The organism is Methylobacterium longum, assembly GCF_022179385.1.
Lineage (GTDB): Bacteria > Pseudomonadota > Alphaproteobacteria > Rhizobiales > Beijerinckiaceae > Methylobacterium > Methylobacterium longum.
Genome location: NZ_BPQS01000049.1, coordinates 1 through 13,503, shown reverse-complemented (window position 1 = coordinate 13,503; position 13,503 = coordinate 1). Strand labels below are relative to the sequence as shown.

At 66.5% G+C, this 13,503-nt stretch carries 10 protein-coding genes and 2 pseudogenes; 5 read left to right on the top strand and 7 right to left on the bottom strand.

The features are described from left to right. Positions 1-202 precede the first annotated feature (202 nt). The gene (locus MFF58_RS25725; RefSeq protein ID WP_238292037.1) at positions 203-454 is read left to right on the top strand and encodes a hypothetical protein; all 252 of its coding nucleotides are present in this window, start codon (positions 203-205) and stop codon (positions 452-454) included. 311 nt (positions 455-765) lie between these two features. Here MFF58_RS25725 and MFF58_RS25720 read toward each other — a convergent pair whose 3' ends face one another. Then, positions 766-1,395 (bottom strand): peptidase inhibitor family I36 protein, encoded by a 630-nt coding sequence (locus MFF58_RS25720; RefSeq protein WP_238292036.1) that lies wholly within the window; start codon positions 1,393-1,395, stop codon positions 766-768. A gap of 714 nt (positions 1,396-2,109) precedes the next feature. Next, the gene (locus MFF58_RS25715; protein ID WP_238292035.1) at positions 2,110-2,397 is read right to left on the bottom strand and encodes a hypothetical protein; all 288 of its coding nucleotides are present in this window, start codon (positions 2,395-2,397) and stop codon (positions 2,110-2,112) included. A gap of 776 nt (positions 2,398-3,173) precedes the next feature. Between MFF58_RS25715 and MFF58_RS25710 the strand changes: the two genes are divergently transcribed. Both MFF58_RS25710 and MFF58_RS25705 read left to right on the top strand, forming a co-directional pair. Further along, a complete protein-coding gene (locus MFF58_RS25710) occupies positions 3,174-4,007 on the top strand; it encodes a cobalamin B12-binding domain-containing protein (protein WP_238292033.1) in 834 nt (277 codons plus the stop codon). Positions 4,008-4,138: 131 nt separating this feature from the next. Beyond that, on the top strand, positions 4,139-4,336 hold the full coding sequence (locus MFF58_RS25705; RefSeq protein WP_238292031.1) for a hypothetical protein: 198 nt from the start codon (positions 4,139-4,141) through the stop codon (positions 4,334-4,336). A gap of 42 nt (positions 4,337-4,378) precedes the next feature. Here MFF58_RS25705 and MFF58_RS25700 read toward each other — a convergent pair whose 3' ends face one another. The 3 genes from MFF58_RS25700 to MFF58_RS25690 all read right to left on the bottom strand — a co-directional run bounded on the left by MFF58_RS25700 (position 4,379) and on the right by MFF58_RS25690 (position 8,261). Further along, complete coding sequence (locus MFF58_RS25700) at positions 4,379-4,534, bottom strand: hypothetical protein (RefSeq protein WP_238292029.1); 156 nt, start codon at positions 4,532-4,534, stop codon at positions 4,379-4,381. Between the two features lie 491 nt (positions 4,535-5,025). Continuing rightward, positions 5,026-6,738 carry a response regulator gene (locus MFF58_RS25695; protein ID WP_238292027.1) on the bottom strand — a complete coding sequence of 571 codons (1,713 nt, stop codon included), beginning with the start codon at positions 6,736-6,738 and terminating at the stop codon, positions 5,026-5,028. Then, entirely contained in the window at positions 6,735-8,261 is a 1,527-nt protein-coding gene (locus MFF58_RS25690; RefSeq protein ID WP_238292025.1) for an ATPase domain-containing protein, read from the bottom strand. Before MFF58_RS25690 ends, MFF58_RS25695 begins: the two co-directional genes overlap by 4 nt. Positions 8,262-9,301: 1,040 nt before the next feature. On the opposite strand from MFF58_RS25690, the gene MFF58_RS25685 reads away from it, so the two are divergent. Together MFF58_RS25685 and MFF58_RS25680 are read left to right on the top strand one after the other, a co-directional pair. Continuing rightward, a complete protein-coding gene (locus tag MFF58_RS25685; RefSeq protein ID WP_238292023.1) occupies positions 9,302-9,538 on the top strand; it encodes a PIN domain-containing protein in 237 nt (78 codons plus the stop codon). Between the two features lie 130 nt (positions 9,539-9,668). After that, positions 9,669-9,842, top strand: a pseudogene (locus MFF58_RS25680) (IS481 family transposase); the annotation flags it as partial. Positions 9,843-10,334: 492 nt separating this feature from the next. On the opposite strand, the gene MFF58_RS25675 reads toward MFF58_RS25680, so the two are convergent. Next, positions 10,335-13,247 carry an autotransporter outer membrane beta-barrel domain-containing protein gene (locus MFF58_RS25675; protein ID WP_353959834.1) on the bottom strand — a complete coding sequence of 971 codons (2,913 nt, stop codon included), beginning with the start codon at positions 13,245-13,247 and terminating at the stop codon, positions 10,335-10,337. 42 nt (positions 13,248-13,289) lie between these two features. Then, positions 13,290-13,364: pseudogene (locus MFF58_RS32655) on the bottom strand (autotransporter-associated beta strand repeat-containing protein); the annotation flags it as partial. Between the last annotated feature and the right edge of the window lie 139 nt (positions 13,365-13,503).

Below are 13,503 nucleotides of genomic sequence, written 5' to 3'. Positions count from 1 at the left end.
GATCTCCGTGCAGAGGCGTCGGGCCGGTTCAGGCTGCCGCGGCATCAGGATCGTCCGCGCGCGACCTTTCGCGCGGGTGCACATCGCCCTGGCGTTCACGTCGCCCGTCATCGATGCCATGAGGCTGAGGCCAAGAAGCCATTTAACGATTTGTTAACCACGGCATCGTCCCCTGCTGCTCATACCATACCAGGGTGAGCCCATGCCCGACTTCGATCTTCGCGCCGAATTCGCCAAGCTCTGTGCCGATACGCCCGCGGGCGAGGCCGGCGGGACCGCCTACGAGGAGACGCTCGGGCTCGCCGTGGAACGCTTGGTGGGCCGGAGGCGCGATACCAGTGCCGGTACTCCGACACGCCCTCTGCATGCCTTCGGATCCTCGTCGGCCGACTGCCCCTTCATGGTATCGGTCATGACCCTCCCCTTCGAGCCGGTGGTCCAGAGCCTCCGCTGAGACGGGCGGCCGGGTCCGCTGGGAACAGCGCCGGACAGGTGACAGGCCGCTCGGAACCGACGTCAGCCTCGCCAATGAAGGTCGTCGTTTCGGCCCGAGCCATCTGGGTGCTTCTGACGAGTGTGCCGGCACAGTCCGGGGGCCGTCTCCATGGCGCTGCCATCGGTGGCAATGGCCCGCCACAAAGTCCCGCGTCGCCGTCGGATATGGCGTCGGTCACCGAGGACAAGAGGATGGCACGGCTACGGCATGAGGGGCCGCAATGCACCCCGCGCCGGATCGCGCGGGCGACCAAGGCCCGGTCGCGCCGCTCAGCCGGAGCGCCGATTGCAGCGGACGTAGGTTGAGGTTCCCCACGCGCTTGTCCAGGTCAGGCGATCTCCGTCGACGACCAAGCGAACCTGAGAGGACCAGCGCCGATCGCGGTCGCTGCAATCCGCCGCCATGGCCCAGGCGTTTCCGGTACGGTGCGTGTCGCGGAAGCTGCAGATCGTGCTGCCGGCCCTGGCACGCTCGGGCGTAATCGTGGCTTGGATGTAGCCGTGACGGCGTGCGGGTGCACCGCACGCATCGGTTGTAGGCCCCCATACACCGACGTAATCGGTGCTGACGGCGGGGCGACTCGCGACCGAGGCCACGACAGGCTGCGCCGCGAAGGCCTGAGGTGCCGGCGGCGTCGCGACGGCCGGAACCATTGCGAGGGACGGTTTGGGCGCTGCGACGGTGATCAGGTGGCGCGGTAGGTCGTCGGATTGATCGATGACCGGCTCACCGATCATCTGGGCCAGCGGACGACGGAACGGCATGTCCTCTGTCAGGTAGGCGGCACAGTATGCGAACAGGCCGACCCAACCAGCAGCGAGGAGTAGCGGGGGAACGGGGTTGCGCCGACGTCCGAGCTGAGGCTCGACAGCCAGATCAGCCAAGGCTCCCGCCGCCATCTTGTTTCCCCCAATGTGCAACCGACACCCGCGACCGACACGGATGATCAGGTCGCCGGCCCTTGGGATCCGGTGACCTGCTACTCAACGTTGCAAAGCTGAGACATGCGATTACCGCCTTCGGATTGGTTAACGCTTGGTTAACACCCAACCGATCGATTGAGACGTGAGATGTTTGGGACGCCCGTTTGGCATTCGCCGGTTGTCAATGCGCATCGCCCCTACGGGTAGGCGACACGGGCTCGGTATAGGCATAGAGCCATCAGGTTCATGGCCAAGACTGCTCGGCACAGACGTGCGGGCACGTCGCGACTTCGAATCGCAATGCCGCTCCATCAGGCGGAACGACCGCATTTGTTCCAGTCGAAGAGCGACGTCTAGAGTGGTTCGCACGCCAGATCAGATCGGATATTAATTCAGCCATGTTGGATCGTTATAATATATTCAAACCGTTTTGTATGACTTTGAGGGGCCTGCAACGTATTTGTTTAAATAATGAATCAATAATATATAATAATAAGCTCTCATTCACTTATAAATTTTCTTTTCTCCAATAAGAATAGTAAAATCCGCAGCAATGGATGTCGAACACCCTACAATTCAGCCGTTTATAAAAAGAAACGATCTTGCAAAAACATCAGATCAACTGATGACAAAAAAGCCCTGCCACGACGTACGTGACAGGGCCCCTGACCTCAATAGATCTTTCGTGGTTTAGTAACCGCGACCGTAGTAGCCCGGTCCGCCGCGATCAAACGCGCCGGCAGCCGCAGCGCCAGCGGCCGCCCCGGCCAGGCCGAGACCGACAGCGGCACCCGTCGATAACCCGCGATGCCGGCGATAGCCGAAGTCGCGACGACCACCATAGCCACGATCATAATTGCGGGCGTAGCCGCCGTGATGACCGCCGTATCCGTAACCGTAGCCCTGTGCCTGCGCACCGGTAGCGCCGATCGCCCCGAGAGAGAGCGTTAAGGCGGAGATGAGAGCGAACTTCCGCATCGGAGTCTCCTTCGCTGCTGCGTTGGAGGGCCAACACGATGCAACCCGAGCGGTTCCGATTTTTTCCTGTACAACCACGTGCCGGAGCCGTGGCAAGCAAACAGGATGAGGTCGCATAAGCTAACAAAAAGCCCGTGCGGCGCATCTTGATCCAGTTCATGATTTCAGGGGGCGGGTGGCTGATGAACCCCGCCCAATCCCGCCGGAAATGCGCGCGCCGACTTGATGAAGCTGAGGATTCGCGCGCGAAACGGTCCCGGTGCTTCGCTGCCGCACCGATCGCGGCGTTCTTGATGTGCCAGCCAGCAGCCTTGAGCGCGTCGTCATCCGCGGTGAAGGCCCGCGCCAAACCGCCCACAAACGATGCCCGTTACCGCGAAGCCTGTCCCAGCTTCACGCCGAGCGGCACTCACGCTCCACCGCCAAGACGCGATAGCCAGCGAGAACCACAACAGCAAGAACCTTCGGCATTCGAACACAGCCCGACAGGAATTTACCTTCTCAATCGGGCGGGACCGCCACGGCTACAGCAGATCAAAAATTTCGGCCGCCCCGCGATGACTGACCAATGTTACTGGCATACCATCCACTCTGCTTCATAAAATCTATACGTGTCATCAAGGCGAGGAGAGCGAGCATCGATCCTTCCCTTACCGCCGACGCAGCACCAGACCGTAGAAGCAGCGACAAGGGCCGTCGAACTGCATTATAATGCTTATGTGGATTTGCCTTCTGACACAATCCAGACCTATGATGCGTCAACACAAGGGGGCGTCATGCCTGAGATGGCAGGGATCGACACGGCTTGTACGAGCGTCGGCCAGCACCCCAGGCAGGGGCGTGGATCGGCGGCGCGCAACACCGCCCGCATTCAAGACGGCCTCGCTCGGATCATCGAGAGTGAGATCCTGCCGCGTCTCGCGCTGGTCCACCGCGAAGACCGGCGGGCGCGTGGCTCGCAGGTGCGAGCGCCGACGCCTGAACGTGTCGGCGCCTTCGCCAACGCGCTCATGGAAGGCGGGCATCAGGGCGAGTGGGTGCGCGACCTCTTGGACGAGGGTCTGTCCCTCGACACGCTCCTGCTCGATCTGTTCGCTCCGGCAGCCCGTCACCTCGGTCGCCTGTGGGAAGAGGACGAGGCCAACTTCCTCGACGTCGCCGTCGCGCTCGGCCGTCTTCAGAGCTTGACCCGTACCGTCTGTGCCCATCTCGAGGGATCGGACGTATCGACGAACGGACGCCGTGCCCTGCTGATCCCCTGTCCCGGTGAAACACACCTGTTCAGCCTCGCCCTGGTGGCGAGCTTCTTCCGCGAGGCGGGCTGGGACGTGGTCCTATCGGACGGGGTGGATGAGGATCCCACTGTTCTCGTCCGTACCGAACGGTTCGACCTGATCGGCATCTCGTTGTCCTGCGACGTGCTCCTTCCGGTGATGACCGGACTCGTGGCGAAGCTGCGCGGCGCCTCGTGCAATCCGGGGATCCGCGTGATCGTCGGCGGCCCGCTGTTCCTCCGCGAACCGGCCTGCGCAGTCACGGTCGGCGCGGACGCGGCCGCCGAGGACGGGCGTTCCGCCGTCGCGATCGCCGAGACCTTGTTCGCGCCTTGACGACGGCCGGGCCCCCGTCGATCCCGGCTGAACAGCGAAATTTGGATCCCAGTCACGGTACAAGGGGTTAGGTACAATCGGGAGTTTATGCGGCGGAGGTCCAGTCGGTGCCGGGCGTTGACGAAGATCTAGTGCGTGAGTTCGTCCAGGGCCTCGTGCAATCAGCCGTGGCCCGAGGCCTCGATCCGGCCGTTCGGCTTCAACAATTCCGTGCCCTGCAGCAGGCGGTCGTCGCCATGACCTCGGATCCGGCCACGACCCGAGCTTCCAGGCAGATCGTCCTTGCGATCGATCTCACCCTGGAGGAACTGACCGCCGTGAGATCCTAGCGGGGAGGTCCGGCTTCCGCGGACATCCCTGCCGACGGAGCTTCAGCCGTTCGTGGGCGGCTTGCTGTTCTTGGAGCCTTTGACTCTCGGCTCGGCCTTGCGCGGATCCGGCTTGTCGGCGAGCAGGCGCTTCACGCGTTCGTTGAAGTCCTCCGGCGTGACGGCCTGTGCTCTGCCGGTTGTGAGTTCGCGTGCCATCACGGCCTCCGCTTCGTGGCCCAGGACACAGGATTGCGCGAGGGAACGCCCCTCTATGCGCCTTCTCGCCGCCAGGAGCTAACGCGAGGCGGGCGCGCGGGCCAATCCACCCACTGGTGGCTGTCTCGGTCCCGGGGCAACAGCTCTCCGGAGTTGAAGAAAGACCACCGGCCGCGGGGAACCGCACCGCCTGTCCGAGATGCCCGACTGCGCGCTCGAGGCGGCAGCGGCTGCTGACCCGAGCCGTGGGAGCACCGCGCTGTTCGGCGCGCAATCCGCCCCTGGATCGACGGAGCCGGAGCGATCAGCACTCGTCCGCAGGCCGAGAAGCTGCCGACCGACTAGCCTGCTCCGGAGGGCCTGAGCCGTACGATGGCGACAGCCACGGTCAGCATGGGCTCAGCGCTTCCGGCGTGAACGGTCCGAACTCCCGCCGCATTTTCAGCCATCCGGAGCGAGCCCCGCCGAGCATGTCCGGTGGTTCGGTATCCTCAGCGCCGTGTCTGGCGGGTGCCCTGATCTCCGATCAGGCTCGGCTGCACCGTGCGATCACCGAGCATCCGGCACAAGACACGCGAGAGTTGCTCGGCCGAGTACGGCTTGTGCAGCAACTCGAAGCCGTGCACCCCCTCCTCCGCCAGCACATGGCTGTAGCCGGAGGCCAACACGACCGGGAGATGTGGCAGCCGCTGACGCAGCGCCTCAGCCAATGCGACCCCGCCCATGCCCGGCATCACGACGTCCGAGAATACCGCGTCGACGCCACCGCCATCCGGCCCGAGCCGCTCCAGGGCCGCCTCGGCGTTCGCCGTCCACTCCGTAGCGTAGCCGAGATCTTCCAGGATCTGCGTGGCGAAGCGGCCGACCTCGACGTTGTCCTCCACCACCAAGACCCGTCGACCCAACCCATCCGTTCTGCCGGTGGGGATCGGACGTGCGTCGACGGCTTCGACTGGGGCGGTGACCTCGGGCAGGTACAGGGTGAACACGCTGCCGACGCCGAGCCTGCTCGACACGTCGACGTCACCGCCCGACTGCTTGGCGAACCCGAAAACCTGTGAGAGGCCGAGACCGGTGCCTTTACCCACCTCCTTCGTGGTGAAGAACGGCTCGAAGATGCGACTGAGCTGTTCCGGCGCGATACCGCTGCCGTTGTCGGAGAGCGAGACCGCCACGAAGTGGGCGCGCGAACCGACATGCCCGCGAATGGCCGGCATCGGCTGGCCGCAGGCGAGCCGCAGGACGAGCGTGCCCTCCCCCTCAATGGCGTCCCGGGCATTGACCGCCATGTTGATCAGCGCCGTCTCGAACTGGCTGCGATCGCAATGGACGTGACAATCCTCCTCCGGCGTTTCCAACACCACGTGGATCCGTGCGCCGGTGACGGTGTCGAGCATGTCGGCCACGTCCCGCAGGCAGCCGCCGACCTCGAAGGTCTCCGGCTTGAGAGCTTGGCGGCGGGCAAAGGCGAGCAGCTGCCCGGTGAGCTTGGCGGCGCGATCGACGGTGTCCGATACGGCGTCCATGTACCGGCGCCGGCGATCCTCCGGCAGATTGGGCCGGCGCAGGAAGTCCACCGACGAGCGGATGATGGTGAGCAGGTTGTTGAAGTCGTGCGCCACGCCGCCGGTGAGCTGGCCGACCGCCTCCATCTTCTGCGACTGCCTCAGGGCCTCCTCGGCCAGCGTGCGCTCATCGACGGCCAGCGCTACGCGGCTCTCCAGCGTCGCATTCAGCTCGCGCAGTTGCGCCTCACGGGCATGCAGCTCGTCGAGTCGCGCCCGCGCCTCGTACTGGCGCCTGCGCCCGCGCAGGGCCGCCATGACGACGCTGATCAGCGTCGTCGGATGGAACGGGCGTTCCAGGAAGCTGACGTTCCCCAGGATCCTGGACAGCCGCGCCGCGGTGGGATTGCGATCGACACCGCCCTGACGCGTGAGCAGGATGAACGGCATGTCCGACCAGGCCGGCTGCGCCTCGACCCACCGGCTGAGATCGGCCACGTCGGCGGTGCGCATTGCCTCCTCGGTCACCAGCACCGCACCGGCGGTCGCCATCAGCTCCCGCACCAGCCCAGGCAGGTCCGCCACGACCTGCGCGGTCAAATCGGCGCTTCTCAGAAGCTGAAGCGCCAGAGCGGCGTCCCGTCCGTGCGGCGCGAGGATCAGCACGCGCTCGGAGACTGCATCGTCGCGCGCGTTCACAGGTCGCCGCTGTCGAGCAGCTCCGCATCGCCGCCGCGCACCAGCGTCGGCACACCCCGAAGTACGCCCTGGAAGCTGCGAAGCGGCTCACCGACGCGCAATCCGGTGCCGGTGATGGAGTATTCGCGGATCGTGTCCTCGTGCGCGCCGGTGCGCTTCTTAACCACCGAAATGGCCCGCCGAACCGTCCCGAGCGCCTCGAAGTAGCGGAGCAGCACGACCGTGTCGGCGAGGTAGGTGACGTCGATCGGGCTCCTCATGTCGCCCACGAGTCCGTGCTGGGCGACCGTCAGGAAGGTGGCGACCCCCTGGCGGTTGAGGTACTGAATCAACTCGTGGATGTGTAGGATCAGTGCGCTCTGATCGGGCATCGACGCTTGGTAGCCGTTGAGGCTGTCGATCACCACCGTCTTGACCTGCGCCTCGTCGACCTGGGAGCGCACCAAGTGGGCGAACTCGCCTGGCGAAAGCTCGGCCGCGTCGACCTGATCGATCGTGAGGTGGCCGCTGTCGCGCAGGCCGGCGAGATCGAAGCCCATCGTCCGGGTGCGCGCCAGCAGCAGACCGAGCTCCTCATCGAAGATGAACATCGCCGCCCGCTCGCCGCGCGCGATGGCTGCCACGACGTACTGGACCGCGAGCAGCGACTTGCCGGTCCCGGCCGGGCCCAGGATCAACGTACTGGATCCCGCGTCGATGCCGCCGCCGAGCAGCGCGTCGAGTTCGTCAACACCGCTCCTGAGGCGATCGCGCTTGAAGGCACTCTTGTGTTCCAGAGCGATCAGGCGGGGAAACACCTGCACGCCGCCGGTGGCGACATTGAAGTCATGATAGCCGCCGCGAAAGCGCTGGCCACGGTACTTGACGACCCTCAGCCGCCGCCGCTCCGCGCCGTAATCCGGGGCGAGTTCCTCCAGGCGGAAGACCGCGTGGGCGATGCTGTGCACCGACTTGTCGAGGGCGTCGGCGGTGAGATCGTCGAGCAGCAGCACCGTGGCGCCCTGGCGGGCGAAATAGTGTTTGAGCGCCAGGAGCTGCCGGCGATAGCGCAGGGAACTGCCTGCCAGGAGGCGGATCTCGGACAGACTGTCCAGCACGACGAGCGCGGGTCGCACCGCCTCGATACGCTCGAAGATCGCCCTTGTGGTCTCGCCGAGCTCGAGGTCGGACGAATACAGCAGGCTCTGCTGCTGCTCAGCGTCGAGCAGGCTCTCGGGCGGGATCAGCTCGAAGACGTCGATCTCCGGACCGATCGTCCAGCCGTGGGAGGCGGCGCTGCCGCGCAGTTCAGCCTCAGTTTCCGACAGGCTGATGTACAGGCCGCGCTCGCCCCGGCGGGCGCCCTCCAGGAGGAACTGCATGGCGATCGTCGTTTTGCCAGTGCCGGGGGTGCCTTCAAGCAGGTATAGGCGCTCGCGCGCAAGGCCTCCGCCGAGCACGTCGTCGAAGCCCACGATGCCGAGCTTCGCCTTGTTGTTCCGCTTGTCGGTCTGCTCATGCTTCGGCGCAGTGTCGGCGGTCATAGGCATTCAGCTCCGTTCTGACCGTGGCCGACAGGGCGCGGGTACGAGACAGGATCTCAGCGCCATCAACCTTCGCACCGCCGGATCGTATTCCCGCTGCAGACTTGTCCAGCACCGGCCGTGCAGGCGGACGAGCCGCACGGCCCTGTCGATGCCATGGCGGCGTGTCAGGTCGGGATGCGGTGCAGAGTCCCGCGGCGAACGAACCGATTGCGCGTCCCGGATCACCGACACGCCGAACCCCGACACTCCACGATCGATCAGGACGATGCCCGGATGGGTCGGTTTGGATCCAGGCACCTATACCCCCACCTTCGAACGTGGCCGCGTTTGTAACGCCTCAACGGACAGAGATCGAGGCCGAGCGTGTTACAGTTCATCGGCTGGAGGAATAGGAACCGGATTGTGCCAGTCCGGTCAGCGTCGTGCAGATCTCGGCGCCGTTCTTCACGCTGCGGCCTGAGTCGCGACGCGCCTCGGGGCGGGCTACGCCGAAGGTCCGGAAGGTGACCGTCAGTGACGGCCCGCCACTGGCCGGCCGATGAAGCGCCCGGGCCACCAACTTTAAATTTATACCACGCACATCGATAATGCCTCGGTTCGGACTGCCGGGCAGTCGCTCAATCGCACCGGTGGGATTGCTGCGCATCCACCGCAGAACGCGATGCCTCCTGGGATTCTTGCATCTGGAACCGGAAACTGACGTCGACGGGCCGTTCGACCGTCACCCCGTTCCTGTCGACGGCCCCGAGGTGCGCCTGTCGCCGATCACGAATGCCTTCACCAAGCTTCAGGCTCTCTACAGCGAGCACACCCGGGATAATGCCGACTCGGCTGCATCTCTCGCTGAGCCTCGCACTGATGACGGCGCTGGCCAGGACGCCACCGCGTGAGCTCGGTTGTCGCTCGACATTTCAGCCGTCATCGCAGTGCTGCGTGGCGAGCCTGGAGCGGCCCTGGTGGCTGGAGGCGTCGGTCAGGCTGGCATGTCCAGGGTCAAACTTTAGGAACCCGTCAAAGCCCGGCTCGATAGAGGCTTGATGCTGCCGGTTATCGGAGAAATGGTGCAGGAACTGCGCCTCGACCTGCATGCCCACGATCGAGAGGCCGCGTTTGCGGCTGCACTCTTGACCGTCGCGACGCCTCAGTGCGGAAGCGACCTCGATGATCGAACATGCATGGCGCCGGCGATCAAGCTCGGCGTACTCGTCCTTACACTGCATCGTGCCTGGGCGACCTTGAAGATTTCCGGTCTTCCGGTCGAAGTGGTGCGCTGAGCCGTGTCGGCGAACAGGTGCGATTGCGAAAATCGCTCGGTTCGTGAGTTGGCGGGGTGGCGCCGATCGCTGCGATGCCGTTGCCACTCCCGGGCGGAACGGCAGAAATTCATCCGTTGCGATGCACGGTGATGGGCAGGCCGAGCGCATGAACCGAACGACCGCGGATGCCACCGACAAGGTCTTTCACGACGAAGACGAGGCGCTTGGAGGCGCCTGTCTCTGCCTTCGTCACAGCTTACACCTTCGCCAAGCGCGTCAAGGCGCAGCACTGAAAACCGTGTTTCAGACGGTCTGCCAGGCCTGAACCAAGGACGCGGATCGGTTCAGGTCTGACGCGCACCCTCTCATCCGGTGGCCATGCAGGTCGCTGTCATCACCGAACAGATTTGGTGGGATCTGGAGATCGGCATCGCGATCGAATGCATCCGCTGATGGAGCCCGCGGCGCGCCGCGCGCGCGCCACGACGTCCAGGTGAGGGCGACCCTGTTCGGGCGCGCTCCGTTCCTGCCGCGGCCCTACGCCGACAGGAGATATGGGGGGCCGGCCTTCGAACGGGCCTGCGCCGGATTTGCCGCCGGCGCAGGCTGCTCGTCATCAAACGCTTCGATCAGGGGAAGGATCTCGTTGTGCTGCCCAAGCGCAGGATCGTGGAGCGAACCTTACGCTTGGCACACCCGCTGTCACGGGCTGGCTGAGACTTTGGGATGCCGCCGGTGCTTTCCTCCTTCTCGCGTCCATCCGACACATGGCCCTGAAGTTCTGTCAAACCGCAGTCTGATCCCCAATGCACTCTCAGAATTTGTACACCAAGCCCCCCTTGGCAGCGTGGTCCTGGGCGCGTGCGCCGATCTGTCCGGTGTAAGACAGCCCGGCGCTCAGGCCCGGCGCCAGCATCAGTCCAAGCCCGACCTCGCTCACCAGCGCGTCCCGGTCGAGCGGCAGGCCCCGACTTGCGAACCGTGCCCCAGTCCCCCGGAATGTCAGCGGCACACTCGGTACCAGGTCGCCGAATGACCGCCGGTAGGCGATCATCCCATGCACGAACGCCGGCCCAAGATCGTCGCGATCCAGCTGTACCCGCATCTGCAAGCCCATCGTAGCGCTGGGCACCCTGTGCTCATGCCCAGAGCTGGCCAGCGTGGCCGCCCCGCCCCGCTCTTCGAAGCGCTCGCGCGTGACTGACACCACCGCCCCGCCGGCGAACGGCTCCAGTTCCACCGCCTCGGTCAGGCCGATCCGATAGCCCGCCTCGCCGAAGCCCTGCACGCTGTGCCCACTCAGCCGCGCCGTGGCGCTGTCCGACAGACCGGGGAACGCAACCACACGCCTGAGCTGGGCTGGATCGTCCGCCGCCAACGCCGCGAACCGCAGCACGGCCGATCCCGCTTCCAGGCTGCCGTAGACGCCTCCGAACGTGCTCGTCAGCGCGCCGGTCTGTACCTGGGCCGGACCAGCAGAGCCCGCCTCCAGGCTGCCGCCGACCGCGCCCATTCGCAGGGCGCCAAGCGAGGTTTTGACCCGTCCGTCTAGGCCTAAGATGAAGCCTGCGCTGTGGCGCGACAGGCCGGCGGCGTTGCCGTCCGTGCGCACGTACCCGGCGCTGCCAAGTCCCTGGCCCCACAGGCTCACGGCCGGCTCCGGTCCCTCACCGGGCCGCGCTGCCGGTGCCGCGTCCCAGCGCAGACGGTCGAGCACCGCCTCGCGCAGCAGACCGGCATTGGCGAAGACGGTCGAAACGAGGGAGGCATGCCCGTCGCCGGACAACGCGGCGAACACTGCCCGCGCCTGGGGCGCCGACAGTATCGCCACTGCGTCGTAGAGCGGCGAGCCGACCGCGCCGGCTTGTGCGGCCGCTGCGGACGCGCGCTGGTTGCGCGTGTGCGCCACTACGGCGAAGTCGAGGTCGTTGCGCGCCAGGGTCAACGTGACGGCTTCGGCGGCATAGCCCAGAAACGGCGTCAGGAAAGCGAAGTTGCTGCTCACCCCAGCAAACCGTCCCTGCACGCCACCCGCCGCGGTGAGGATCGTGTAGCGGGTGCGCGGCCCATATTGACCGACGCCGGCAACCGCCTGGACGGTGGCACCCGCCACGGTAGCGCTGCCGGCGGCGTCGACCCGGTCGGCGCGGCCGTCCGCGGTGGCGTCGACCCGGTATACCGCCCCCGGAGCCAGAAGGAGGTTGCCGGCCACGCTGAACCGGCCCATCCCACCCGCGGCAATGGCCGGGGCGAGCGTCGCGCCGGCGCCAAGGCTCACGCTGCCGAGCCGGGCTGCGCCGGTGAGCAGGCTGCCAGGCCCGATCGCGAGGGCGGCGTTGGGCAGGGCCCCAGTGACGGCGAGTTCGCCGCCGAGCACACGGACCGGTCCGGACAGGGGGCTGAGCCCCGACAGGGTCAGGGTTCCGGGCCCGACCTTGGTCAGGCCGGTCGGGGTCGCGCCGTCGACAATCCGGCCGGTATAGCCGGTGGAGGTGCCGTCGCCGCCGACGGTGATCTGACCGTTGCCCAGCACGGCCTCCGGCGTGGCGCCGGCCAGCGATCCGACCGTGAAGTCGGTGCGGCCGAGATCGAGGCTGCCGTCGTTGGTGAGGCGGCCAATGCCGGTGGTCGGTCCGGTGAGTGCGAACGTGGCGCCGACGGCGTTGCTCACACCACCCGCCAGCACGCCCGAGACCTGCACGACGCCGGTGTTGACCAGCCCCCCCGCGAGAGTTCCCGTGCTGATCAGGGTCCCGGCATTGGCGAACGGCGCGGAGACTGTCGTGAAGGTGCCGGTGTTGACGAGCGTGGAGCCGGCGGTATTGACGACGTCGGCAGTGTAGCTGCCAGCGTTGACGAGGCGACCGGTGTTGAGCAGGTCGTCGATCACGCTGCCATTCTGCATCACGGTGAGCAGGCCCGCATTGGCGACCCCTGATGCCACGAGCCGGCCGCTATTGGCGACCGTGACGGTGCCGACGTTGGTGAGCGGCCCGGCGATGCTGTAGGCGCCGGTGACCGTGAGGGTCGCGCTGGCGGCGTTGGCGAATGTGCCGTCGCTGGCGACCACCCCGGAGACGGCGATGGCCCCGGCGTCATTGCGGATGGCACCGTCGATCCGACCGGCGCTGGCCGTGACGGAGCCGATGTTGGTCAGCCCGCCCGAGAGGGTGCCGCTGGTGGCGAGCGTGCCGCTGTTCGACACGCCACCCGCGATGGCGCCGCTGTTCTGGGCCCAACCGTCGTTGTTGAGGCTGCCGGCGATGGTTCCGCTCGTCGTAAGCGTACCGGTGTTCGCGACCGGGCCTGTGATCGTCCCGCCGTTCGCGAGGCTGCCGGCGTTGCCGAGGCCCGCCGGCGCCGTCAGGCTGGCGGTTTGCGCGACCGTGACGGCGCCGGCATTGGCGAGCGGCCCACCGAGGCTGTAGGCGCCGGTGACCGTGAGGGTCGCGCCGAGGGCGTTGGCGAAGGTGCCGTCGCTGGCCACAGCGCCTGAGACCGTGAAGAGCCCGGCGTCGTTGCGGATGGCGCCGTCGATGCGGCCGGCGCTGGCCGTGACGATGCCGGTGTTGGTCAGCCCGCCCGCGATCATGCCGGTGAGGGTCAGGCTGCCGAGATTGGCGGCGCCGCCGCTGATCAGGCCGCCATTGAGCGCCGTGCCGGCATTGGTGAGGCCGCCGGCCAGGGTTCCGGCGTTGACCAGGGTGGTGCCGGGCTGGGTGAACATCGGGGCGACGAGGCTGGCGGTGGCGGTTAGGCCGAGGCCGCCGGCCGCCAGAATGGCCGGCCCGGTGAAGGTGCTGGCGCGGGTGAGGGTGAGGGTTCCGGGTCCTGCTTTGGTCAGGCCTCCGGTACCGTCGAGGGTTCCGTCGAAGGTGGTTGAGGTTCCGTCGCCGCCGGCGGTGAGGCGGGCGGCGCCCAGCGCGACGCGGCCCTGGCCGGCGAGGGATCCGACGGTTTCGCTGTCGGCGAGCGCCAGGGTC